This is a genomic window from Herbaspirillum sp. 3R11 (assembly GCF_004563925.1).
Classification (GTDB): Bacteria; Pseudomonadota; Gammaproteobacteria; order Burkholderiales; family Burkholderiaceae_D; genus Herbaspirillum.
The window spans coordinates 883,319-908,342 of record NZ_SPNJ01000001.1; the positions used below are offsets into that span (position 1 = coordinate 883,319).

General features: G+C 58.9%; 21 protein-coding genes. 14 read left to right on the forward strand and 7 right to left on the reverse strand.

Annotated elements, in window-relative coordinates; genetic code table 11:
* The first annotated feature begins 31 nt into the window (after positions 1 to 31).
* Together E4P32_RS04215 and E4P32_RS04220 are read left to right on the forward strand one after the other, a co-directional pair.
* Positions 32 to 1,876 (forward strand): ATP-binding protein, encoded by a 1,845-nt coding sequence (locus E4P32_RS04215; protein ID WP_116433123.1) that lies wholly within the window; start codon positions 32 to 34, stop codon positions 1,874 to 1,876.
* 145 nt (positions 1,877 to 2,021) lie between these two features.
* Complete coding sequence (locus tag E4P32_RS04220) at positions 2,022 to 4,751, forward strand: DEAD/DEAH box helicase (protein WP_116433122.1); 2,730 nt, start codon at positions 2,022 to 2,024, stop codon at positions 4,749 to 4,751.
* 88 nt (positions 4,752 to 4,839) lie between these two features.
* On the opposite strand, the gene oxlT is transcribed toward E4P32_RS04220, so the two are convergent.
* The 3 genes from oxlT to E4P32_RS04235 all read right to left on the reverse strand — a co-directional run bounded on the left by oxlT (position 4,840) and on the right by E4P32_RS04235 (position 8,528).
* Positions 4,840 to 6,111 (reverse strand): oxalate/formate MFS antiporter, encoded by a 1,272-nt coding sequence (oxlT, locus tag E4P32_RS04225; RefSeq protein ID WP_116433121.1) that lies wholly within the window; start codon positions 6,109 to 6,111, stop codon positions 4,840 to 4,842.
* A 268-nt stretch (positions 6,112 to 6,379) separates the two neighbouring features.
* Positions 6,380 to 7,153: a GntR family transcriptional regulator gene (locus E4P32_RS04230; protein ID WP_116433120.1), complete on the reverse strand. Its 774-nt coding sequence runs from the start codon at positions 7,151 to 7,153 to the stop codon at positions 6,380 to 6,382.
* 109 nt (positions 7,154 to 7,262) lie between these two features.
* Positions 7,263 to 8,528, reverse strand: coding sequence for an MFS transporter (locus E4P32_RS04235; protein ID WP_167735650.1), 1,266 nt, complete (start codon positions 8,526 to 8,528; stop codon positions 7,263 to 7,265).
* 289 nt (positions 8,529 to 8,817) lie between these two features.
* Between E4P32_RS04235 and E4P32_RS04240 the strand changes: the two genes are divergently transcribed.
* The 4 genes from E4P32_RS04240 to E4P32_RS04255 all read left to right on the forward strand — a co-directional run bounded on the left by E4P32_RS04240 (position 8,818) and on the right by E4P32_RS04255 (position 14,794).
* Positions 8,818 to 9,396 carry a pyridoxamine 5'-phosphate oxidase family protein gene (locus tag E4P32_RS04240; protein WP_116433118.1) on the forward strand — a complete coding sequence of 193 codons (579 nt, stop codon included), beginning with the start codon at positions 8,818 to 8,820 and terminating at the stop codon, positions 9,394 to 9,396.
* A 109-nt stretch (positions 9,397 to 9,505) separates the two neighbouring features.
* The gene (imuA, locus tag E4P32_RS04245; RefSeq protein ID WP_116433117.1) at positions 9,506 to 10,219 is read left to right on the forward strand and encodes a translesion DNA synthesis-associated protein ImuA; all 714 of its coding nucleotides are present in this window, start codon (positions 9,506 to 9,508) and stop codon (positions 10,217 to 10,219) included.
* A complete protein-coding gene (locus tag E4P32_RS04250) occupies positions 10,149 to 11,627 on the forward strand; it encodes a DNA polymerase Y family protein (RefSeq protein ID WP_116433116.1) in 1,479 nt (492 codons plus the stop codon). The genes imuA and E4P32_RS04250 overlap by 71 nt, the downstream gene beginning before the upstream one ends.
* An 11-nt stretch (positions 11,628 to 11,638) precedes the next feature.
* Positions 11,639 to 14,794, forward strand: coding sequence for an error-prone DNA polymerase (locus E4P32_RS04255; protein ID WP_116433115.1), 3,156 nt, complete (start codon positions 11,639 to 11,641; stop codon positions 14,792 to 14,794).
* A gap of 1 nt (position 14,795) precedes the next feature.
* Here E4P32_RS04255 and E4P32_RS04260 read toward each other — a convergent pair whose 3' ends face one another.
* From E4P32_RS04260 to E4P32_RS04270, 3 genes are all read right to left on the reverse strand, one after another.
* Positions 14,796 to 15,863 carry a nitronate monooxygenase gene (locus E4P32_RS04260; RefSeq protein ID WP_116433114.1) on the reverse strand — a complete coding sequence of 356 codons (1,068 nt, stop codon included), beginning with the start codon at positions 15,861 to 15,863 and terminating at the stop codon, positions 14,796 to 14,798.
* Positions 15,860 to 17,104, reverse strand: a complete 1,245-nt coding sequence (locus E4P32_RS04265) for an MFS transporter (RefSeq protein ID WP_116433113.1) — start codon at positions 17,102 to 17,104, stop codon at positions 15,860 to 15,862. Before E4P32_RS04265 ends, E4P32_RS04260 begins: the two co-directional genes overlap by 4 nt.
* Positions 17,105 to 17,191: 87 nt before the next feature.
* On the reverse strand, positions 17,192 to 17,689 hold the full coding sequence (locus tag E4P32_RS04270; protein WP_158559703.1) for a carboxymuconolactone decarboxylase family protein: 498 nt from the start codon (positions 17,687 to 17,689) through the stop codon (positions 17,192 to 17,194).
* A 230-nt stretch (positions 17,690 to 17,919) separates the two neighbouring features.
* Here E4P32_RS04270 and E4P32_RS04275 point away from each other — a divergent pair, with 230 nt between their 5' ends.
* The 7 genes from E4P32_RS04275 (at position 17,920) to E4P32_RS04305 (ending at position 22,956) form a co-directional block, all read left to right on the forward strand.
* Entirely contained in the window at positions 17,920 to 18,816 is an 897-nt protein-coding gene (locus E4P32_RS04275; RefSeq protein WP_116433111.1) for a LysR family transcriptional regulator, read from the forward strand.
* A gap of 124 nt (positions 18,817 to 18,940) precedes the next feature.
* Positions 18,941 to 19,306, forward strand: a complete 366-nt coding sequence (locus tag E4P32_RS04280; RefSeq protein WP_116433110.1) for a VOC family protein — start codon at positions 18,941 to 18,943, stop codon at positions 19,304 to 19,306.
* 119 nt (positions 19,307 to 19,425) lie between these two features.
* Positions 19,426 to 20,184, forward strand: coding sequence for a carbon-nitrogen hydrolase family protein (locus E4P32_RS04285; protein WP_116433109.1), 759 nt, complete (start codon positions 19,426 to 19,428; stop codon positions 20,182 to 20,184).
* A 310-nt stretch (positions 20,185 to 20,494) separates the two neighbouring features.
* The gene (locus E4P32_RS04290) at positions 20,495 to 20,935 is read left to right on the forward strand and encodes a hypothetical protein (protein WP_116433108.1); all 441 of its coding nucleotides are present in this window, start codon (positions 20,495 to 20,497) and stop codon (positions 20,933 to 20,935) included.
* A gap of 15 nt (positions 20,936 to 20,950) precedes the next feature.
* Complete coding sequence (locus E4P32_RS04295; RefSeq protein ID WP_116433107.1) at positions 20,951 to 21,508, forward strand: hypothetical protein; 558 nt, start codon at positions 20,951 to 20,953, stop codon at positions 21,506 to 21,508.
* A 96-nt stretch (positions 21,509 to 21,604) separates the two neighbouring features.
* The gene (locus E4P32_RS04300; RefSeq protein WP_233526565.1) at positions 21,605 to 22,600 is read left to right on the forward strand and encodes a hypothetical protein; all 996 of its coding nucleotides are present in this window, start codon (positions 21,605 to 21,607) and stop codon (positions 22,598 to 22,600) included.
* 2 nt (positions 22,601 to 22,602) lie between these two features.
* Positions 22,603 to 22,956: a hypothetical protein gene (locus E4P32_RS04305; protein ID WP_116433106.1), complete on the forward strand. Its 354-nt coding sequence runs from the start codon at positions 22,603 to 22,605 to the stop codon at positions 22,954 to 22,956.
* 79 nt (positions 22,957 to 23,035) lie between these two features.
* Here the strand turns inward: E4P32_RS04305 and E4P32_RS04310 are convergent, their stop codons facing one another.
* Positions 23,036 to 23,929, reverse strand: coding sequence for an SDR family oxidoreductase (locus E4P32_RS04310; RefSeq protein WP_116433105.1), 894 nt, complete (start codon positions 23,927 to 23,929; stop codon positions 23,036 to 23,038).
* A gap of 126 nt (positions 23,930 to 24,055) precedes the next feature.
* On the opposite strand from E4P32_RS04310, the gene E4P32_RS04315 reads away from it, so the two are divergent.
* Complete coding sequence (locus tag E4P32_RS04315; protein WP_116433104.1) at positions 24,056 to 25,006, forward strand: AraC family transcriptional regulator; 951 nt, start codon at positions 24,056 to 24,058, stop codon at positions 25,004 to 25,006.
* The last annotated feature ends 18 nt before the right edge of the window (positions 25,007 to 25,024 follow it).

Here is a 25,024-nt window from a genome sequence, read left to right on the forward strand (position 1 = left end):
TAAGAATAAATTTCAAAAAAAGGGTGGGGATATGCGTCTTAAAAAAATCAAAATTCGAAATTTTCGATGCTATAGAAATGAATTTATTTTAACTTTCGAAGATTTAACCTGCCTTATCGCAAAGAATGACACCGGAAAATCCGCTGTATTGGAAGCGCTAGATGCATTTTTCAATCTTGATAAATTAGAGTCTGACGACAGATCTTCGGGAGTAAGAAATGTTGATCCAATCGAAATTGCATGTTTTTTTGATGACATTCCGACGGCACTTCTCATTGATACAGATGCGCTTGTTTCTCCGCGCAATGAATATCTTTTGAATGAGAATGGAGAGTTGGAAATCATAAAAAGCTTCTCCGGAGCTACTCCCAAATGTGAACATATCTTTGTGAACGCGCATCACCCCGGAGTAGCAAATCTGGACGATTTATTTGGTTTGTCAGTCGCCCAACTCCGACAACGTTTGCAAGAATTAAATATTCCCTTAGAAGGAGTTAATCGGACAATAAAGTCCGCAATGCGTCATGCAATATGGTCATCGGTTCAACCCAATGCCCTTGGCTTGGATGAGAGACGTCTACAAATTAAAGACACTATTTGGAAGCCTCTGCAAAACGCGCTTCCTTTATATCAGCTTTTTCGAGCTGATCGTCCCAGTTCGGATCAAGATGCTGAAGCTCAGGATCCGATTAAGTTTGCTATTCGTGAAGCATTAGCTAGCCGCGAAGCGGAGCTTCAGCAAATTGGTGTGTATGTTCAGCAGCAAGTGGAGGAGGTCACCCGAATGACGATAGAGAAGCTGCGAGAGATGGATCCCGCACTCGCAGGACAATTGAATCCGATTTTCTCTTCTTTTAATTGGTCCAAGGTCTTTTCAGTTTCTCTCACAGGAGACAATGAGATACCACTGAATAAGCGAGGTAGCGGCGTTCGCCGTCTTTTCTTAGTCAACTTCTTTCGCGCAAAAGCCGAACAACTTGCTAAAGGACGCGGAGTTTCCGAAGTGATTTTGGCTATTGAAGAGCCAGAGACATCACAGCATCCGAACAATCAGCTTTTACTGCTTGAAGCCCTTGTGGAACTATCACAAAGCCTGTCAAATCAAGTGGTCTTTACTACTCACAATCCGTTGTTAGCGCGAAAGGTCAATCGTGATCAAGTGCGCTTCATTGAGAGAGTCGACGAAGATAATCGAGTTGTTGCCGATAACGATGTCGCTGCTTCAACTCGGCTTCGAGATACCTTGGGGATTTTGCCTAATCACAATGTTCGTGTATTTGTGGGCGTTGAAGGGCCAAATGACATTGAGTTTCTCAATCGAATTTCCGCAATTTTGTCGTTGACGGAGAATGATATTCTCAATCTAGAAAACGAAGAGAAGAGTGGTCGATTGATCTATATTCCAATGGGTGGATCGACGCTTGAGCTTTGGACCAATCGCTTAGAAGGGCTTGAGCTTCCAGAGGTTCACATCATGGATCGAGACAATCAACCTCCTGCCGCGCCCAAATACGAAGATGCAGCAAATAGAGTGAATGCTCGCGCGCCGTTATGTATAGCTTTCACTACGAATATGAGGGAGATGGAAAATCTAATTCACGTGGATGCTATCAATGAAGAATTTAATATCGTTCTTGCCGCTACTCAACCATTTGATGATGTGCCAACTCTAGTAGCAGAGCTTGTCCACTCGGCTAGCTCACCGAATCCTTGGGCTGATTTAGATGAAGATAAAAAGAAAAAGAAAGAAAGTCAGGCTAAACGACGGTTGAATCGAGGTGCTGTTTCCAATATGTCTTCTGCTCGGTTAGATCAATCAGATCCTAATGATGAGGTCAGAATTTGGCTACGTTCAATTGGTCGTCACCTTGGCTAATGTTTTTGAATACGATATGACGGTGAAGGATATTTATCTGTAAAACGTATCTGATACACGAGTCTGAAAGATGCATCATATGTTGAGCCTATTTAAGTACTGCTGAGGGGGGCAATGTTTGTCTCTAAAATAAAAGGGAGAAGTGATGAAAATATCAGACTTAGAGGGGCCAGGCGTTGATGCATCTCTGCGTCAACGCTTGCAAAGCTGGGGTATCGATTCTCTTACTGATGTCCAGCAATTGGCGATTGCTGCTGGTGCTGCCGCAGGTCGCAGTCTGGTTGTTAGCGCGCCAACATCTTCCGGTAAAACCCTAGTTGGGGAAATTGCAGTCTTATGCGCCCTACGATCAGGAGTTCGAGCGATCTATCTCGTATCCCATAAGGCGCTTGCAGATCAGAAATATCTCGATTTCGCCGCTCGATTTGGAGAAGCTGCTTCTGAGCCGATTGCATCGGTCGGATTGAACACCGGTGATCGTGCTGAGGGCTACGTGGATGCACAGTTAATGGTTGCAACTTACGAGAAAGCACTTGGTTTGTTTTTGAGTGGACAGCTTAGACCAAACAATGCGTTAGTTGTAGCTGACGAATTACAGATTTTGAGTGAGCCTGGGAGAGGGCCCGACATTGAAGCGCTCTGCTCAGGGTTACGCCAACGCGGCATCAAACAATTTGTGGCGCTGACAGCGACCGTTGAAAATCCTGAAGACATTGCAGGATGGATGAATTGCGAACTCGTTCGTAGTGCGCACCGTGATGTGCCTCTCTACCAAGAAATCTGGTACGGAGGGCGTGCTCATAGGACCAAATTTGGTGACGACGATGGGCAGGATGTGTTAGGTGGGGTCGCTAGAACGAATGACATCAACATAGTCGTCGATCATCTGTTGCAACTTGGACGTGGTCCCATTTTGGTATTCACAGAAAGCCGCCGTGAAGCGCAAGACTTTGCGACAACGTTCGGGAGAAATCGGCCTCGTGTTGGTGTAGGTATTGCGTTGGCGCAGCAGTTGGACTTATTTTCCGAACCAACAGAAGCGTCCGATCAGCTCCGTGAAAATGCCGAACGCCGCATTGCCTTTCATACAGCGGACTTATCGCCACAGGAAAGGCAGGTCATAGAGGGCGGCTTTCTGGATGGTAAGTTTGAAGTTTGTTTTGCCACTTCAACTCTTGCCGCAGGAGTTAATTTCCCATTTCGGACAATTGTCTTTTCCAAATTGACCTATCGTTTCGGTGACAGGGCAGGAAGCCATATTGTCAGATCTGATTATCGCAACATGTCAGGACGGGCCGGCAGGTTGGGAATGCACCAAGACGGATTTGCTGTGTTGTTACCGCAAAATGGCGTTGAACTTACTCATGCCAATATGTTGGTTCAATCAAGCAATGATCGCCTTAATTCTCAATTGGTTAATCTTAGTTTGCGTAAGTCTATTTTGACGTTGATAGCTTCAGGACTGGCCAGTAGTTTTGCTGAGGTGATGAAGTTTTTTGAGAACACTCTTTACTGGTATCAAACGCTAAATCGCAATCCGGCTAAATTGACTACTCTGACAATAGAGAGCCGTGCAGCCATTGACTGGCTTAACGCTAACGCATTAATCCGAGAGCAAGTGGAAGCTCTATTCATTACGCCACTGGGAAGTGCTGCTGCAATGTCGGGACTGCTACCTGCCACAGCCGTCCAATTTGCAGCGATGTTACGCGTCATAGGACCAAAATTGGCATTGAACTTCGAAGAATGGATTCCAGGATTGATTTATGCGGCGTGTGCCAGTGATGAGTTTAGAGCTGAACGTCCATCTCGATTTTTTCCCTTCCCGTCAAAAAATACATATGAATCTATTACGTTCTGGGGGACCAAGTCTTTACCGGTGACTCTTGATCGCAATGACCTTAAGCTAGCGCATTGCGCTCATGCGATCACACTTTATGCAGATGGTTTGGCGGATCGGAAGATATCGTACATAACGCACGTGCCAGCAGGAATGATCCATCGCCTAGCGTTAGATGTAGCGTGGGTGCTTGATGGATTACATAAACTTTCCACGACACCCGAGCTCGCTTGCCCACAATCGGTCAGCAATCAAATTGCTATGTTGGCGCGGCGTGTTCGCTGGGGGGCGCCCACCGAAGCGTTGGATGTGCTACGAGTCGCGGAACGACATGGTGTACCGGGTTTTGGCCGACAGCGAGCAATGGGTCTTATCGCGCAGGGGATTGAGACGCTCCATGACATCCTGGAAACTGCGAAAGATAAGTTAGTGCAGTTATTGCGAAGCGAACCGAGAGCTCAAGCGTTGATAGATGCAGTCTCAAGTACTGTGGGATTAGGGGTAAGCCGACTCTCTGCTGCGCATCAAAAAACGGGACAGGAGTTGGGTATCCAACACCATATCAAAGCATGTGATGATGCTTTGGGAACTCTTTACGAAGAAGCTATTGCCGCGCTAATGAAAGTCGAAGCTGCTTGGGTTGTAACTTTGCTGGATGATGGTACCCGACCCAATGTCCCAGACTTGCTAATCGAACTGGGCTCTCAGAAGATTCTTCTTGAATGCAAAACCTGCACAAAATCACCGGCTCTAATCAAGAAGGAAGAGGCTTGGGCGGTCGTTCAAAAGGCAGCAGATTTTGACCCTCTTATGCGGCGTGTAACGCTGGGTAAGCCAATGTTCGATGAAACGTCTAAGAAAAAAGCTGCAGCATCAAGGGATATTACGTTGGTCGAACATAGCGTGTTCATGGAGGGGCTTCTGCGTGTACATGGAGGCACATTACCAGTAGCCGATTTTATGACTTGGCTCAGCAATCCCGGGGTTGCCGAACTTGAGCGGTTAGGTGGAAGTCCAACTTATTTAGGGAAATAGTTGAGTATCAATTAGTCAGGCATCTTTGGGGAATCCGATAGAAGTAAGATGCCTGATCTAATGACGACACGAGGCTAAACAAGGATTGTCATTTTGCTTGCTTCAAATACCGCTTCCGCCAAGGCTTCAACACCAGCAACGCCAACACCGCAGCCAAAATATCCAACGTGATAGCCGTCCCGAACACCGGGTGCCAGCTACCAGTCTTCTCATGCATCAGCGCCGCCAGCGGTCCGCCGAGAATCGATCCTATCCCCTGCGAGATATACAGCCAGCCATAGTTGGCCGTCGCGTTGCGCGTGCCGAAGGTGTCGGTCAGCGTCGACGGGAACAGTGAAAAGATCTCGCCCCAGCCGAAGAACACCACGCCCGACAACAGCACGAACAAGACCGCGTTATCACGCGTCATGAGCCACAGCGCCATGGCGACGCCTTCCAGTGCGAAGGCGAAGAACATGGTGTTTTCGCGGCCGAAATGATCCGACACCCAGCCGAAGAAAGGGCGTGTCAAACCATTGGTCAGACGGTCGATGGTCAGCGCCAGCGGCAGCGCGGCGAGGCCGAACACCATTACGCTGGTGATGCCGAAGTCGCGCGCGAAGCTGGCCATTTGCGAGGTTACCATCAGGCCGGACGTCGACATCATGGTCATCATGCAGAACATCAGCCAGAACAGCGGCGTACGCAGCATCTGGCGTGGCGTCAGGTCGTTGCCGGTGGATTGCGCGACGCGCGTTGCCGGCAGTGCCGTCAGCGGGTCGGGCGAGCGCAGCGCTTGCGAGGCGATCACGCCGATCACGGCGAAGATGATGCCGAACTGCCACAGCGTGCTTTCCAGGCCCTGGCCGGCCAGCGCCGACGAGATCGGGAAGGTGGTCAGGATCGCGCCCATGCCGTAACCGGCGGCCACCATGCCGACCGCAAAGCCGCGGCGATCAGGGAACCAGCGCACCATCTGGCCGACCACGCCGACATACACGATGCCGGTGCCGAGTCCGCCGACCAGGCCGTAGCTCAGGTACAGCATGCCGATGCTCGACGCCTGCGACGCCAGCACCCAGCTCAGGCCCGACATCAGCGTACCGATCGAGATCAGGCGGCGCGCACCGAAGCGTTCGATCAGGCCGCCCTGGAACGGTGAGAAGAAGGTCTGCAAGACGATCAGCATCGAGAAGGTGATCTGCAGCTCCGACAACGGCACGCCGAGCTTGGCCGAGAGCGGTTTGGTGAAGAGCGTCCAGACGTACTGCGGGCTGGAAATCGCCATCATGCAAATCAGGCTGATCAGCAACTGGAACCAGCGATTCTGCAGCAATCCTGTGGCGCCGAGGGGCGCTGAGGTGTTGGTCAGGGTGGTCATGTTTTTCTCCTGGAATAAGTGGGAGCCGCAGGGGAATAGCGGGGAATGGCGCTTTGCAGGCCGTTGTCAATTTATGTATGCATAAATTTCAGAGGCAAAACGAATGCAGGAAACGTGCCATTGGGCATGCATTGCTCCAGGGTGATGAAAGAGCGCTGCGCATGCCGGAGAAAACCGGCAGTGTCAGGATGAAAGTGGCAGATGATCGACCGGAAGTGCCTGCTGGGCGGGACTTTCAGCACCCAGTAAGCTGCACTAAATGCGTGCTTCAGCCGAAGCGTTTGCGCCGTGCGGGTGCCGGTGAGGGGTGTTGGGCCATCTCGGTGCGGACCTGTTCGAGCCGGTCGATGGTGATTTGCTGGACGACGGCGTGGCTGTCCTGGATGTGCCGTTCGGCCAGTGCACCCGCATGTGCGGCGTCGCCGGCGGCAATGGCGTCGAGGATGGCGATGTGTTCGTCGTAGGTGTCGCCGATGCAGTCGCCATAGGCGAAGTCGAGGCGGCGCATGATGCGGATGTGGTCGGTGACCTGGCGATAGACGGCGTCGGTTTCCGGATTGCCGGCGGCGGCCACCAGCGCCAGGTGGAAGCGTTCGTCGAGCGCCGCCACCGCGAGGCCGTCGCTCAGGCGTTCGGCCGGGGTCACACGCCAGACTGTGCCGGCTTCTTCCAGCAAGGCCGCGCGCGCTGGATTGGAAGCGGCCGAGGCAGCGCAGATGCGCCGCACCGCATGCAGCTCGATCATTTCGCGCAAGTCGTACAGCGCGGCGAAGCGCGAGAAATCGATCGGCACCACTTCCCAGCCGTTGCGGAAGTAGCCGCGCACCAGGCCTTCGCTCTGCAGCCGCATCAGCGCTTCGCGCACCGGTGTGCGCGACACCTGCAGGCGTTCGGCGACGTCGTTCTCGGCGAAGCGGTCGCCCGGCAGCAGGCGGAACGCGAAGATGTCGTCGCGCAGCTTTTCATAGACGGCCTCGGCCAGCCGCAGGGCGGGGCGCCGGGGCGGCGCGTCGGCAGGTGGTGGCGAGGCTTTCGATGTCATGCGTGGACGTGTGCTTGTACGGAAAGGAACGTGGCGTCAATGGTAGCGCATGCGATTTGCGTCTGTCGTTTTATCTGCGCCGCCATTGATGCCATTAAGGCCATTGACGCTATGCAGCCGTCGCTGCCGTTGCCGCCGCCCGGTTCATGATGTTGCGGTTAAGTCGCCATACCAGCGTCAACGCCACCAGCGATGTGCCGACGATGATGTAGCCCACGGTATCGAAATGCTGCAGCTTGCCGTCCACGCCGAACGAGACGATGTGGCCGGCGATGACCGAGGCGACGCCGCCGGACAATTGCTGGATCGACGCGCTGATGGCGTTGAAGGAGCCGCGTTGGTTTTGCGCCGGCACCGACGACACCAGCGCCTGGAACGGAATCATGCGCGAGAAAATCCCCAGGAACAGGATCACGTTGACTACGATGATCACCGGCATGGTGATGCGGCCGAGGTGGGTGTAGACCAGCACCATGATCATCGACAGGCAGCTGCCGAACAGGAACACGCGGAACTTGCCGATGCGGTCGGCGGCGCGGCCGATCAGCGGGCCGAACACGATGGTGCACAGGCCGGTGATCAGGTACACGGTCGGCAGGTGCTCGATGTCGATGCCGAGGTTGGCCACCAGGTAGGCGCTGCTGAACGGCATCAGCATGAAGCCGCCGGTCATCAGCAAAGCCGTGGTCGCAAAGGCGATCAGGTAGCGCGGTTCGGTCACGGTGTGGAACAGATGCATCCACGCGGTGTGTTCCTGCTTGAGCTTGAGATGCTCGGTGACCGGCTGCAGTTTCCAGAACACGATCACGCCGCCGACCAGGCCCATGCCGGCCATGGCGATGAAGGGAATATGCCAGTCCCAGCGGCTCGACAGGTACAGGCCGATCGGGATGCCGAGCACCTGGCTTGCCGCGAACGCGGTCTGGATCATGCCCATCACGCGGCCGCGCATTTGCAGCGGGAACAGGTCGGTCGAGATCGCCAGCACGATGGAGCCGATCACGCCGCCGAACAGGCCGGTGACGATGCGCGCGATCAGCAGGCTTTCAAAGGTCTGCGCCAGGCCGCACCACAGCGTCCCGATGATGAAGCCGGTATAGAAAAACAGCAGCAGTTTCTTGCGATCGAAGCGGTCAGCGAAGCCGGCCGTCAGCAGCCCGGATGCGCCGGCGCTGAAGGCGTAGGCCGACACCACCAGGCCGAACTGCTGCGGCGTGATCTGCATGGCCGGCATGATCAGCGCACCCAGCGGCGACATCAGCATGAAGTCGAGGATCACGGCAAATTGCAGGAAGGCCAGCACGCCGACGACGAACTTTTGGTAAGGGGAAAACTGTAAAGGAACGGCAGGAGTTGCGGGGGTTGCAGAAGTCATGTTCTTTTCTTTCTTGGTGGAGCGGGCGTGCATGCGCTCGCCGTATTTATGTGTGCCGGTCGACCGGAGCGGGAGCGACGTTCAATCGGCAAGTCTACGGCAGCCGCGGTGGGAGCGCGGGGCCGGAACCCGGGCCGAAGCCGGAGTCGGGGATCGATGGGCAGGATGAAGACGGATCATGAGGGAAAATATTGTAGCTGAGGTGATAAATATTGAAAAATATTCCGAAATATTGCGACGTAAAATGCTCCCTTCATTGTTTTGACATTGTCTGAAAGCAGGAATCCGCATGAAATCCCTGGATGACATCCGCACTAACATCTGGAAAGCGCTCGCCGCAGGCGCCGGTCCGCAACGCACGCCGTTGACGATGTGGCAAGCCGCCACCAATGGCATCGGCGCGGCTGCCGGCATGCCGCAGGTGCGCACCGTGGTCTTGCGCGATGCGGACCAACAGGGCGGCACGGTCTCCTTCCACACTGACATGCGTTCGGCCAAGGTCGCCGAGTTGCGCGCCGATCCGCGCATCGCCATGACCGGACTCGATCTCGACAACTTCGTGCAGATCCGCCTCGAAGGCCGCGCACAGATCTGCGCCGACGAGGCCGAACGGCGCGCCGTCTGGAATGCCGCGCGGCCGCATACGCTGATCCTGTACCGCACGCCGTTTGCGCCGGGGACGCCGCTTGATGCGCCCGAAGCCGGTCATGTTCAGGAACCGAGCAGTGAGGACGGCTATGCGAACTTCTGCGTAATCCGCGTCGTGCTGGACAAGCTCGAGTATCTCGACATCTCGCGTGAAGGGCACCAGCGCGCGGTGTTTCTCCGCAAGGGCGATGACTGGCGCGGCGCCTGGATTGCTCCGTGAAGTTGGCATGGTTTCTTTCCGACAACGCCGATTTTGACGAATCGCGCATCTCAGGTTGACTAAGCGAAGCTGGCAATATACTGTATATAAACACAGTATTCAATGCCTTATGCCTTCGCCATTTCTTGACATTATTGCTAGTCCCCAAAGCATCCACAGCTCCCTCTGGCGCGCATCGCAGTTGGCGCGGGGTAGCGTGCGCTGCGTTGATACCGGCTTTGCCGGTTTGTCGGCGGAGTTGCCGGGGCGCGGCTGGCCGACCGGGGCGCTGATCGACTTGCTGTTGCGCCAGCCGGGAGCAGGCGAGTTGCGCCTGCTCGGTCCGGCCCTGAAAGCGCTGGCGCCGCGCCGTATTGCGCTGGTGCAGACGCCGCATGCACCGCAAGCGATCGGCTGGCGCCAGCTCGGCGTTGACGCCGCGCGCCTGCTGTCGGTGCGCGCCGCCACCAGCGCCGACGCCGCCTGGGCGGCCGAGCAGATCCTGAAGTCGGACAGTTGCGCGGTGCTGCTGTTCTGGCAGCGCCATCTGCGCAAGGAGAGCGTGCGCCGGTTGCATCTGGCGGCGCAGGGCGGCAATACCTTGTTCGTCATGCTGCGGCCGCTCAGTTGCGCCCAGGATGCCTCGCCGGCGCCGTTGCGGCTGTCGCTGACGGCCGCCGCGGGCGGCGTCGATATCGGCTTCGTCAAGCGGCGCGGTCCGCAACGCGACACCCCCTTGTTTGTTTCACTGCCTTCTCTGAATCTTTTGCATCATGCGTCTGTGGATCGCCGTACACCTGCCCCTGTTGCCGCTGGAAGTGTTTTATCCGAACTGGTCGGATGAGGCTGACGCGGTCGTGCTGGAGCACACCCGCGTCATGGCGGCGTCACAGCCGGCCTGCGAGGCCGGCGTGCGTTACGGCATGCGCCGCGGCGGTGTGCTGGCCTTGCTGCCGCGCGCCCACATGCACGAGCGCGCCATCGAGCGCGAAGCGCAGACGCTGTCCGGCGCCGCCACCGCGCTGCTGCAATACACGCCGCAAGCCGCCTTCAGCGACGACGCCACCATCGTGCTCGACATCGGCGCCAGCCTGCGTTTGTTCGGCGGCATCGGCGCCTTGTGCCGGCGCGTGCACGGCACCGTGCGCCAGCTCGGCCTGACCGCCGCCGTCAGCTGCGCCCCGACCGCAGCCGGCGCCGCCTTGCTGGCGCGTCATCGTCATTTGCCCGGTCATCATCATTCGCGCACGCTGAGTTCGCCGCGCCTGCAGCGCTGCCTCGATCGCTTGCCGGTGAGCGCCTTGCCGGCCGCGCTGCCTTATCTCGACTGGCTCAAGGGAATCGGCTGTCGCAACCTTGCCGACCTGCGTCGTCTGCCGCGCGCCGGTCTGCAGCGGCGCGGCGACACCCGCATGCTGGATGCGCTCGATTGCGCCTACGGCGAAGCGACGGAACTGCATGCCTGGATAGAGACGCCGCCGAGCTTTCGCCAGCGCATCGAACTGACCGAGCGCATCGAACATGCCGAGGCCGCGCAGCACACCGTGCAAGCCTTGCTGGCGCAACTGTGCGGCTGGCTCACGGCGCGCCAGCTGGCGGTCACCCAAGTGTGCGTGCAGCTGGAGCACGAACGCGGCCGCCAGGCCGTCGCGCCGACCGTGATCGAACTTGCGCTGGCCGAGCCTACCTGGCAGGACGCACACCTGATCCGCCTGCTGAAAGAGCGGCTGGCGCAACTCGAAATCAGCGCTCCCGTCATCGCCGTGGTGCTGGAAGCGGCGCGCACCGAAGCCATGGCGCCGGCCAGCGAGAGCCTGTTTCCCGAGCCGGGCGGCACACCGGAAGACTACAAGCGCCTGGTCGAATTGCTGGTGGCGCGGCTGGGCGCCGAACAGGTGTTGCAGCCGTCGCCGCTGGCCGACTACCGGCCGGAGCAGGCCAATCGCTGGGTGTCCGTGATGGAGCCGGCGGCACCGCTCGATGCACGGCCGTTGCCGCCGCGTCCGGGCTGGCTGCTGGAAAAACCGGTGGCGCTGGTCATGCGCCGGCACCGGCCGTATTACGGCTCGCGCCTGCATCCGGTGTCGCCGCCCGAACGCATCGAAGCCGGCTGGTGGAATGGGCTGCTGGTCACCCGCGACTACTTCATTGCGGCAGGCGCTGATCATTGCCATTACTGGATTTATCGCGAGCGCATCGGCGATGTCGACGGTGTCGAACCGCATTGGTATCTGCACGGCGTGTTCGGCTGAGGGAGTGCGCCATGTCTGAAATACCAGCGATAGCGACGAAAATCCCCGACTACGCCGAACTGTTCTGCCTGTCCAACTTCACCTTCCTCGAAGGTGCCTCGCACGCCGAAGAACTCGCCGCGCGCGCAGTGCAGCTCGGCTACACCGCGCTGGCCGTGACTGACGAATGTTCGCTGGCCGGCGTAGTGCGCGCGCATGTGGAAAGTAAAAATGCCGGCATGAAGCTGATCATCGGCTCCTGTTTTCGCATCGAATGGAAAGCAGGGCAGCCGCCGCTTACGCTGATCGCGCTGGCGCAGAACCGCGAAGGTTACGGCAACCTGTCGGAGCTGATTACGCTCGGCCGCACGCGCGCCGAGAAGGGTAGTTACCGCATCGGCATCGAAGATTTTTCCGCGCCGCAGGCCTCGCATGCGCACCTGCGCGGCTTGCCCGATTGCCTGCTGGTGCTGGCGCCGCATTATCCGGCTGACGCCGCGCTGCTGGCGCAACAGGCCGACTGGCTGGCGCGCACCTTTCCGCAGCGTGCCTGGCTCGGCCTGACTCAACTGTACCGGCCGCTCGACGACCTGCATCGCGGCGTGATCCAGGAGGCTGCCGAGTTCAGTCGATTGCCGGTGGTCGCGCTCGGCCAGGTCAACATGCACGTGCGTTCACGCAAGCCCTTGCAGGACACGCTGACCGCGATCCGGCTCGGCAAGTCGGTCGGCGACTGCGGCTATGACCTCGCGCCGAACGCCGAACAGCACCTGCGCTCACGGCTGCGGCTGGCGAATATTTTTCCGGCGGCGGCGCTGGAAGAAAGCTTGCGCATCGCCTCCCTGTGCAATTTCAAGCTCAATGAACTGCGTTACGAATATCCCGAAGAACTGGTGCCGGAAGGCCAGACACCGGCCGCTTATTTGCGGCAGGAGGCTTATCTCGGTGCCCACCTGCGCTATCCCACGGGCATCCCGGAGTCGGTGTCCACCCAACTTGAGCACGAGCTGACGCTGATCAACGACCTGGCTTACGAGCCGTATTTCCTGACGGTCTACGACATCGTGCGTTTCGCCAAGGACAACGGCATCCTGCGCCAGGGCCGCGGCTCGGCGGCCAATTCGGTGGTCTGCTATTGCCTCGGCGTAACCGAAGTCGACCCGACCTGTTCGACCATGCTGTTCGAGCGCTTCATCAGCAAGGAGCGCGGCGAGCCGCCCGACATCGACGTCGACTTCGAGCATCAGCGGCGCGAAGAAGTGATCCAGTACATCTACCGCAAATACGGCCGCATGCGCGCCGCCATCGCCGCCGCCGTGCACACTTACCGTCCGCGCGGCGTGCTGCGCGATGTCGGCAAGGCGCTCGGTGTGGACGAGTCCATCGTCGACAAGGTGGCCAAGTCGCAGCAGTGGTTCGATCATCGCGACAATCTGCTGGACCGCTTCGCCGAATGTGGGCTTGATCCGCAGTCGCCGATCGCGCATCAATGGGCCATCCTGGCGCGGCAATTGCTCAACTTCCCGCGCCATCTGTCGCAGCACAGCGGCGGCTTCGTGATTGCGCGCGACAAGCTGTCGCGATTGGTGCCGATAGAAAACGCCGCCATGCCGGACCGTTCGGTGATTCAGTGGGACAAGGACGATCTCGAATCGCTCGGCCTGCTCAAGGTCGACGTGCTGGCGCTGGGCATGCTGTCGGCCTTGCGGCGCGCGTTGGAACTGGTCGGCAAGCGGCGCGGCATATCGTTCGAGCTGCAGGACATTCCGCGCGAAGATCCGGTCACCTACGACATGATCTGTCAGGCCGACACCATCGGCGTATTCCAGATCGAAAGCCGCGCCCAGATGAGCATGCTGCCGCGCCTGAAACCGCGCCGCTTCTACGACCTCGTGGTGCAGGTGGCGATCGTGCGGCCGGGGCCGATACAGGGGGGGATGGTCCATCCTTTTTTGCGGCGGCGCGAAGGCCTGGAGCCGGAAACCTATCCCAAGGAAATCCTGCGCCAGGCGCTGGAACGCACACGCGGCGTACCGATCTTCCAGGAGCAGGTGATGCAGATCGCCGTGCTGGCGGCCGGCTTCACGCCCGGTGAGGCCGACGGTCTGCGTCGCGCGATGGCGGCGTGGAAGCGCAAGGGTGGCATGGAAAAATACCAGAAGCAGTTGATCGCCGGGATGCTTGAGCGCGGTTACACGCAGGATTTTGCCGACGCCATCTTCCGCCAGATCCAGGGCTTCGGCGACTACGGTTTTCCTGAAAGCCACGCCGCCAGTTTCGCCAACCTTGCTTACTTCAGCAGCTGGATCAAATGCCACGAGCCGGAAGCGTTCCTGTGCTCGCTGCTCAACAGCCAGCCCATGGGTTTTTACTCGCCGTCGCAACTGATCCAGGATGCACGCCGCCATGGCGTACGAGTGCTGCCGGCAGATGTGACGCGCAGCAATTGGGAGAGCGCGTTGGAAGAAACCGGCGCCGAACGGCCTGCCGTGCGTCTTGGCCTGTCGCTGATCGGCAGCCTCAAGGAAGAGCCGTCCTTGCGCATCGAGCGGGCGCGTCTTGACGGTGTGTTCAGCGATCTGCAAGACCTGGCGCGGCGCGCCAATCTGCACAAGCGCGACCTGCAGGCGCTGGCCGCCGGCAATGCGCTGGCCACGCTCAGCGGCCATCGCCGTGAAGCCTTGTGGCAGGCGCTCGACGCCGCGCCCGCCAAAGACCTGCTGCGCACCGCGCCGTCGCGCGAAGAGGCGCTGCACCTGCCGGCGCCGTCGGAAGCCGAAGACATCGTCGCCGATTACCGCAGTGCCGGGATGACGCTACGCCGCCATCCGCTGGCCTTGCTGCGCACCATCCTGACCAAGCAGAAGTTCCTGCCGCACGACGTGATGGCGACGTTCCAGGACGGTCAGTTCGCGCGCGGCTGCGGCATCGTCACCGTGCGCCAGCGGCCCGGCACCGCGAAGGGCGTACTGTTCATCACCATCGAAGACGAGACCGGATCAACCAACGTCATCATCTGGCCCTCGCTGGTCGAGAAGCAGCGCAACGAAGTCCTCAACGCTTCCTTGCTGGGCGTCTACGGCATCTGGCAGACCCACGCCGGCGTCAAGCATCTGGTCGCCAAGCGGCTGGTCGATCTGTCGCACCTGCTCGGCGAGATCAACGTCCACAGCCGCGATTTTTGCTGAGTTATTTTTTCATTGCCGCGGCGTATTCCTCCGCCAATGTCGCGATGATCTCGGCGGTTCCACCTGAGCGAATCAGCGACACACCCTGACCGGCCCAGAAGGCGGCGAACTCATGATTGCCGTGCTTGCTGGCGAGCGCGTGCAATTGCTTGCCGGCGTCATAGGCTATCGGATAATCGCTGGGCAAAGGCGAGCCGGGCGCGCCGATCTCATCCATGATGCGGTTGGCGATGCCGCGCGCGCCGCGGCCGGAGATGGCGCGCGTGACCTTGGTGCGTTCGGCGCGGCCGCTCTGCAGGGTTTGGCGATAGGCGTCGCTGGCACTCGATTCTTCCGTCAGCAGAAAAGCCGTACCCAGTTGTACCGCATCGGCGCCGAGCATGCGCGCCGCCGCGATGCCTTGTCCATCCATGATGCCGCCGGCCGCAATCACCGGCAGCGCAGTCTGGCGCGCAATCGTGCGCACCAGTGCGAAGGTGCCGATCTGCTGGTCCTCGCCGGTGCTGTCGAACACGCCGCGATGGCCGCCGGCTTCATGGCCTTGCGCGACGATGGCGTCAAGGCCCGCGGCCTTGATCGTGCGCGCTTCTTCCAGCGTGGTGGCGGTCGCCATCAGGAACACACCGGCCTGTTTGAATGCCCGGATCACATCCGCATCGGGCAAGCCGAAATGAAAACTCATCGCCGCCGGCGGCGCTGCCAGCAGCAATTGCTGCATGTCGGTATCGGTGACGAAGCTCTCGTAAATTTCCCTCAGCGGCACGGTAAGTGCGCCGCCGAATTCGTCGAAGTAGGGCCGCAGATGTTCGCTCCAGGCCTGGTCACGCGCGGCATCCGCTTGCGCCGGCCGATGGCAGAAAAAGTTGACGCTGAACGGTCGCGCCGTCAGCTGGCGTGTCTCCGCCAATAATTGCTTCGCCTGCGCGGCATTGCTGGCGCCCAATGCCAGCGAACCCAGCGCGCCCGCATTGGAAGCTGCGGCGACCATGCGCGGTGTCGACAGGCCGGCCATCGGCGCCTGGATGATGGGATGCGTCAGGCCCAGCCGTGTTGCGATGATGCTGTTCATGCTTCCTCCTGATGGTTTGAAATCCTTCGGTATGCCCAGAGATTTGCCGCCGCGCCGACCAGTAACATGGCGCTGGTCAAAAAGAACACCGAGCGCATGCCGACCATACCGCCCATCGCGCCGCCCATGAGCGGGCCGAGCACCTGTCCGGCATATTGCGAGGATTGCGAATACCCCAGCACCTTGCCCAGCGAACGTTCGGGAACCGACTGGCGGATCTGTTTGGCAATCGACGGCAGCAAACCGGCCAGCGCCGCACCCAGCCAGAAGCGCAGGATCGCCAGCTGCCACCATGAATGCACGAAGGCTTGCGGAATCATCAGCAGGCCCGCCGCCGTCAGGCAATACACGATCACCTTCCAGCCGCCGATGCGGTCGGCCAGCCGGCCCAGCGGCGCCGCCATGATGATGCTGCCGAGCGCCGACGCGGCCATCACGATGCCGGCGTCGAGCACCACCTCGCTGCGGTCGGCGTGCAGGTCCTGCAGATAGACGGTGATGATCGGTTCAATCGACATGTTGGCGAACAACACCAGCATCGCGGTGGCGAACATGGCGCCGACGATCAGGCGCAGGTTCTTGTTGCCGGCCAGGTCGGATGTGCCGGTAAAGCGCGGCCGCGGCACGAATTTTTCCTTCACGAACACCATCGTCAGGATTGCCGCCACGGCAATCATCGCGCCGCCCGCAAAGAAGGTGTTGCGGATGCCGATCAGTCCCGGCAGCAAGCCGCCGATCAGGGGGCCGGTCAGCGTGCCGGCAAGCGCGCCGGTCGACAGGATGCCCAGCGCCCAGCCGGCTTTGTCCTTCGGCGTCTGCGTCGCCACCAGCAGCGTCGACGACGACGCATAGCCGCCGATGATGCCGGCGAGGAAGCGCAACAAGGTCAGCTCATACACGTTGTGGGCGCAGCCGATCAGCGGCATGACGATGGCCATGCCGACCGCTGCGCGCACCAGCATGGGCTTGCGGCCGTAGCGGTCGCTCAGGTAACCCCACAGCGGCGCCGTCAGTCCGGTGCCGAGAAAGGTCGCGCCGAAGGCGACGCCGGACCAGCCGACGATGGCGGCGTTCGTTTTTACGCCCAGTTCCTCGACGTAGACCGGCAGGAAGGGCAGCAGCAGCGTCAGGCTGACCAGCGTCGTGAAGGAGCCGAACACGCAGATGACCAGGTTGCGTTTCCAGTGCAGGGCGTTGTCTGCCGAATAGGAATCGAGGGAGGTGGCAAGCGCATCTTTCATGACCGGCTCCGGTTCGTTGTGTTGTGATCAGGCATAGTCATTTCCTTCAATGCAGTCAGCGCATCTGTCTCAGCAGCAGTCTCAGCATCAGCCGCAGCCGACATGCGCATGTTCCTGAAAGGCGGCGTCGATCGACACCGGATTGAGATGATCGAAATAATTGCTGATGGTCTTGAGCGCTACGCCGAGCAGGATTTCCATCAGGACGATTTCGTCGTAACCGGCAGCGATGAAACGCTCCTTGGCCTGCTCGCTGACGAAGCCGCGGCCGTTGACCAGTTCGCGCGTCAGCACCACCAATGCATCCAGCCGCGGGTCCGCCAGCGGTGTGCGACGGCGTACCGCGCCGACCAGACCGGCATCGGTGCGCATGTCGGCCAGGCGCGTGGCGTGGGCGGCGATGCAATAGAGGCATTTGTTTTCCACCGATGCGGCCAGCAACACCAGCTCACGCTCGCGGGCGGTGAGGGACACCTTTTCCCATGCCGCCGTCAGCGCCACGTAGCCGTTGAGCAAGGGTGGCGAGTTGCCCATCGTTGCCATCAGGTTGGAGATGAAGCCGCGCCGCTTGCGTGCAATTGCCAAGCCCGCTTTGGCTCCGTCCGGCGCGGATTCCATCGTCAGTGTCTTGAGTGGATTCAGTGGCCTTAATGGCTTGAGCGGCTTCACGGCCTGGTTCCGTTCATGTTCATTTCCTCGATTCCTGCAGTAATGCGGTGGTTTGCAGCAAGGATGCCGCAAAGTCGCTTCCTTGATTAGATGGAAATATGTAGAATTTCTTTTCCATTTATGGAAAAGTGAAAAGGAAGCAATCCATGGCCGATCTCAACGATATTGCGATCTTCGTGAAGGTGGCGCAGTTCGAAAGTTTCAGCCGGGCGGCGCATGCGCTCGGCATGCCGGTGTCGACGGTCAGCCGCCGCGTCGCCGACCTCGAGCAGCAACTGGGCGTCACGCTGTTGCAGCGGACCACGCGCAAGCTCACGCTGACCGTGCCGGGTCAGGACTATTTCCATCAATGCCACGAGCCGCTCGAGGTTCTCGCCGATGCAGAACGCGTGCTTACCCAGACGCAGAAGAAGCCCGAAGGCATCCTGCGCATTACCGCGCCGGTGGTACTGCGCGAGACCGAGTTCCTCAACTTCATCTCGGGCTTTCTCAACAACTATCCGCGCATCAAGATCGATCTGGTCATCACCAACGACTTCCTCAACCTGATCGGGCAAAACATCGACATGGGCATCCGTTTCGGCGACCTCGAAGATTCCAGCCTGATCTCGAAGAAGCTGGGCGACACCGTGCGCTACCTGGTGGCGACGCCGTCTTACCTGGAAGGCCGCCGCCTGCCGGAAAAGCCGGAAGACCTGAGCGCCCATCAATGCGTGCTGATGAACGGCAAGAACTGCGAGACAAAATGGGATCTGGTCAACGGTAAGAAACAGGTCAGCGTCCAGGTCTCGGGAGCGGTGTCGAGCCGCGACTTCAACAGCGTGAGTTACTTCACCCACAACGGCCACGGCATCGGCCTGCTGCCGTTCAACTACTGCAACGACTTGCTGGCCGACGGCCGCCTGCAACGCGTCCTGCCGAAGTGGCGCTCGCCGCTGATTCCGGTTCATGCGCTTTATCCGACACGCAAATTCCTGCCGGCCAGGCTGCGCGTTTTTCTCGAAGCCTTGCAGGCCTGGGACAGTCCGTTCTGGACTAAATAAAGCGCAAGACCGGTGGAAATGAAGAGCTGAAAATACCGCTGAAAAAAATAGCGTTCCTTGATAGAGTTGCGGGCGACAAAACACCGTCCATATCTGTTAGCCCACCAACCACCTTGGGAGCGCCATGCCGGCAGTACTCAACACCATCCTCATCTACGCAAAAAATCCCTCCGCCACGGCTGCCTTCTACAGTCAGTTCTTCGGCTTCGAAACGTCAGGTGAAATGGTGGAAGGCCTGATCGAGCTGACCGCACCGGCCAGCGGCGCCAGCATCCTGATCCACCAGGCCGCCAAAAGCGTCAAGCTTGGCCAGGCGGGTGTGAAGCTGATGTTCAGCGTCGAGGATGTGGAAGACTTCAAAACGCAGAGTGCGCAGCGCGGGTTGGTCTTCGGCAGTACGCACCAGGCTAACGGCTATGCGTTTGCCAACGTCAAGGATCCCGATGGCAATTCGGTTGGCGTGTCGAGCAGGGCGTATCGGCTTGGATAAGCATATCTCCAAAAGCACCAAGCCCGCTCGAAAGCGGGTATTGCGCTGGTGAGCAAGCCGAGGCTGAGCCTGACGTAAAAAGAGCGCAACGAGACTCCATTTTCCTTCTTCTCATCGCCATGACCACAATCAGAATCGCAGCAGCGCAATCGCCGTCCGTACCGAGAGATATCGAAGCGAACGTTCAGCTACATCTGAAATTCATCGCGTCCGCCCGCCAGGCCGACGTCGACATCCTGGTTTTTCCCGAGCTCTCCTTGTGCGGATACGAGCTGCCGCACCTCAGCGCATGTGTGGTTGCTCCGGATGATGTATTGCTCGCACCCCTACAGGAAATCGCTGTCGCAGCGAAAATGACGCTCGTTGTCGGCTCGGTAGTCGCCGGAGAAAAGGCGGGATTGCCTTCCATCGGTTCAATCATGTATTCGCCGGACGGCGCCGCATCCATCTATCGCAAACGCTACCTGCATCCCGGCGAAGAACAGTTCGTGCAGGCCGGAACGATGGATGCATTCTGTCGGCATCAGCATGAGCACGCATTCGCCCTGGCAATTTGCGCCGATACAACGCACCGGGCGCACGCGGTTGCAGCAGCACAAGAAGGCGCCTCGCTGTATCTGGGGAGTGTGCTGATTTCCGAAAACGGTTACGCATTGGATTCGTCCCTGCTACGGCAATATTCCTCGGATTTCAACATGGGCGTCCTGCTGGCGAATCATGCGGCGCCTTCCGGCGGATTCGCGAGCGCAGGCCGCAGCGCGTTCTGGAATCCGGATGGCGAGTTGGTTGCTGCTGCGGATGGACCGGGCAGTTGCCTGGTCATTATCGACAACAGTGAAGGTATATGGAGTGGCAATGTGCAAGCGATCAATGCCTGATTTTCTGTAAAAATTTTTCAAATACTCGATCGGACAAGGAGCCCCATTCTCCAGGCGAGTCAGTAAAGAACGGTCAGTGTTTTGTCAGATGCCTGTGCAAACATTCAAAACAATAATGAAAAGCAACGTGGCGCTGCTCCTGCACAAGTCGAAAATAATACCGAATTAAAGCAAGGGAGCAGGCGCAATACAAGGGAACAAGCCGGGGGAGGGAACAAGCACACGATCAACAATAAACCGAACATAAGCCGCGATAAAAATGCAGGCCGCCTCCAGCGGATCTCAAATCAAAAAAACGGATGCTTGATTCATGTTTAAAAAAATCCTGTTCACTTCCTTCTTCCTGGCGGTGCTGTCATCGCTGTCGGGATGTGCAGTCAACCGCGCCACAGCCAGCGTCACGCCGGGCAGCAACCTGGAGGCCATGAAGACCTTCTACGTCGTGAAGTCTCCCAAGGATGAAAAAGACGTTGATCAGCTGATCAAGGACTTTCTGGTCAAGAAGGGCTATTCGGTAACGACCGGCCCTGAGCTGACGCCTCCTTACCAGGCCGATGGGGTTGTCACCTATATCGACAAATGGTTTTGGGACATCACCATGTACATGCTTGAGTTGACGATCAACATCAGGCAGCCGACCAATAATTTTCCTGTCGCTGTCGGCAATTCCTTCCATACCTCGCTGACCAGAAAATCGCCGCCGGAAATGGTGGATGAAGTGCTGACCAATATCTACAAAAACGCCAAATAACTTACGGGGAACACAATGAAATTTTCGCTGAAATCTGTTTTGTCCAATCGTCTGTTTGCTGTTGCCGCACTGGTGCTGACATCGGCGGTGCTGGGCGGATGCGCTACTCCTTCCACATCGGCGGGCATGACGCCTACCGACTTCCAGGCCACTAACAAACACACGCAGTCGGTGACGCTGACGGTGGATGGCGGCAAAGAAACCGGCGCCTTGGGAAAGTCGCAAATCCCGAATGACGCTTTCGCACAGGCGATCACTGACGCCATCACTAATTCAAAAACCTTTTCCAGCGTTGTCAAAGGCAATGGCGGCGACATGCTGCTGACGGTCAGCATTTTCAATATTGACCAGCCGTCGTTCGGCCTTTCCTTCACGGTCAAAATGGAAGCCGGTTGGACACTGAAGCGCGCCGATACCGGTGTTGTCATCTGGCAGGAATCCATCAAGTCGGAACATACGGCAACGGTGAGCGATGCATTTGCCGGCATAACGCGTCTGCGTCTGGCGAATGAAGGCGCTGCCAAGGCCAACATTGCGCAAGGGCTGAGCAAGATATCGGCGCTGAATTTCTAATTTCTGATTTTTCGCCATCTAAAAAGACCGGTTTGTATTGACCGGTCTTTTTTTGAGTACAGCATCTGATTGCCTGCATTTCCCTGCAAGGAAAAAATGATCTCTACCAAGACACGCCCCTCGTTGTCACGTCTCGCTTCTCACGCTGCTGCGATCAGCATCCTGGCGCTGTCCGGCGCCACCGCCTCCGCCATGGAACTGGCAAAGTTCGGAAACACCATCATCCTGTCCGGTCCGGTCAACGGTTCCGAGTGGGCAATGGTCAAGGATGCGTTTGCCGCCAATCCCCATATCGATCTGGTCATCCTGCGCAATTCGCATGGCGGCGAAGCCGGGACCGGTTACGAGATCGGCGAGTTCTTTCGTAAGGCGGGCGTGACCACGGCCGTATCGGGGTATTGCGTGTCGTCGTGTTCACGCATGTTCCTGGGCGGCAAGCAGCGGCTGTTTACCGATGACTATCCACTGGACCAGACCCGCGTCGGTTTTCACGGACATTACGATGCACAGGGTAATCTGAACGGCGCTTCCGTCATCCGCGGCGGCCTGTACGACTGGATCATCCGCTACTCGGACGGCAAAGCGGATCCGGCACTGGTCAAGCGCTGGATCGCGATTCAGAATCACAAGGGCGCGGCGAGTTTCTACCATCCCGACCTGGCGGCCACGCTGGGCAACAGCGTATTCTTCTGCGACGGACAGGAGCGCAAAAAGATCACCAGCTGCGAAGCGATACCGACCGATGCTTTGCAGCGCGGCGTGATTACGGATACCCGCCGCATTGCCAGCCCGGATCAGGACACGCTGCCCGACCGGCTGCGCGCACGGCAATTCCCGGCAAGCGGCTTTGCCGCCGTCGACGACCTGAACAAGCTGCCGCTGGATAGCGATGAGGGCCGGGAGCAATACCAGCGCTACCTGGCGGCATCGGCGCCCAAAGCGTTTGCGGTGGCGCCGACGCGCAAGCACTGGGGCTGGAATGCCGGCGCGAAACAAGACGTCAATGCGCAGGCGCTGAAGCGATGCGAAGAGCGGTCCGGGCAGGCCTGTGTTTTATACGCAGTGGACGACAACGTGGTCTACAAGGAGTAAGCATGAAGCCTCACCTTTTGATCGCCTTGCTGGGCATCTCGTGCATCTCGTTTGGTCATGCATCGGCAAGCACACTGACGACGCCATCCTTCGTCATCGACATCCAGGGCTGCGAAGAGGGCGTGATAAGTTGCGACAACGTCATGTACACCGGCACCAGCAAGAAGACCGGCAAGAGCATCAAGCTGCGTGGCAAGACGCTGCATACCTTGTGCGCGGACGGCGTGACGCCGTGCCGCTTCCTCGGTTATGAATTCAGGAAGGGCGGCGTCTACTACCGTGTCATGGAAGACGGCAGTCTTCTGGTCATGCAGGGCAAGAAAATTCTCGTCGAAGAAACCGGCGAGTGGGATTGATAGCGACGTTTTTGTCTGATCGCATTACCACGCGCCGACGTCATCCAGACGCCGGCGCGTTTTTCTTAACGCTGGATTTTCAAACGCTGAAGTAATTCATCCGCTCGAGATCGACAAGCAGTTCCGGACCGGTCGGGCGCCATGCGAGGACTTCCTGCGTCTGTGCGCTCGACGCCGGCAGGTCGCGGCCGACGAAACCGGCCAGCCAGCCGAAGTGCGCGGCCGTCTCTTCAGGAGAAACACTGACCGTCGGAATCTTCAAGCCCTGTCCGATGACTTCCACGATGCGGCGCATCGTGATGCCTTCTTCCGCGACGGCGTGGTAACGGCTACCGGGTTGCGCGCGTTCCACCGCCAATCGATAGAGACGGGCGGCGTCGCTCACATGCACCGCCGGCCAGCGATTGCTGCCGTCGCCGACGTACGCTGCGACACCTTTTGCGCGGGCCAGCTCGATCAAGGGGCTGATGAGGCCTTGCTTGACCGTGTCATGGACCTGCGGCAGGCGTACGACGGAAACATTGACGCCGCGATTCGCCACCACCGCGCCGGCCAGTTCCGAAGCCTTGCGCGGATTCGGGTGGTTGGCATCGAAGTTGTCTTCGACGGCCGGCTGGCCTGGTGCTGCTGCACCCATGCCGGTGCCGGAGGTGATGATCAGAGGACGATCGGAACCTTCCAGTGCGGAGCCCAGTGCCTCAATGGCCAGGCGGTCGGCTTCGCAATTGGCGACGAACTGCGAGAAGTCGTGGTTGAAGGCAGTGTGGATGACGCCGTCGGCCGCCGCCGCGCCGCGACGCAGGCTGTCGAGGTCTTGCAGGTCGCCGCGGAACACTTCCGCGCCGGCCGCAATCAGCGACTGTGCGCCTGCTTCGGAGCGGGTCATGCCGAGCACGTGATGACCCGCGTTGAGGAGTTCGGCAACGATGGTGGAGCCGATGAAACCGGTCGCGCCGGTAACGAAAATACGCATGATGAATACCCTTGTGTTCAGTTGAAGGGCTGCAGAAGCGCAGCCCGATGAACGCAATATAGGCGCTTGCAGCAGTACTATCCATGCTATAAAGTCCGTTTTATTGGTTCAATCGTCCGGAGGCATATGGATCCGCTCTCAGAAGTCTTGTCGCTGTTCAAGCCACGCAGCTATGTCGCCGGCGGATTCGAAATTCCCGGCGAGATGGCCATCCAGTGGCCGCAGCATGACGGCATAAAGTGCTATGCCGTGGTGTCGGGTCAATGCTGGCTTTCCGTCGAGGGGATCGCAGACAAGGTGCTGCTCACGGCGGGAGATTGCTATCTGTTGCCGCCGGGAGCGCCATTTCGTCTGGCCACCGATCTGACCGTGCCGCCGGTGGAGTTCCTGACGCTGCGCGCAAAATGGCGTTCCGAGGACGGCCGCGCGGAGAAGAAAGAAACCAGCTGTTACCTGGTCGGCGGGCACTTCGTGCTGACCGGCAGCCACGCCGATTTCCTGCTGAGCTCGCTGGCGCCGATCGTGCATATCCGCAAGGAGTCCGACAAGGCGGCGATGCGCTGGTCGCTTGAGCGCATGGCGCAAGAGGTGCGGGAGTCGCAACCGGGCGGTTCACTGATCACGCAGCAGCTGGCCTACATGATGCTGGTGCAGGCGCTGCGGCTGCATCTGGCGGAAGGCGCGAAGGAGGGCGGGGGCTGGCTGTTTGCGTTGGCCGACAAGCAGATGGGAGCGGCCATCCGTTGCATGCACGAGGACCCGGCGCATGACTGGACGCTGCAGAAGCTGGCGCAACGCGTGGGCATGTCGCGCTCGGTGTTCGCCTTGCGCTTCAAGCAGACGGTCGGCTCCACGCCGATGGAATACCTGACGCGCTGGCGCATGCTGCTGGCCGGCGACAAGCTGAAGAACTCACGCGCATCGACTACCGCCATTGCGCTCTCGCTCGGGTACGAATCCGACAGTGCCTTTGGCAAGGCCTTCAAACGCGTGATGGGTTGTTCGCCGCGCGAGCATGGCAGGGCGTCCGCTTCGGGAAATCTGCCGCTTGCCGGCGCGGCGCTGTCGGTGTCCTGACAGCCGGACCATATTTTT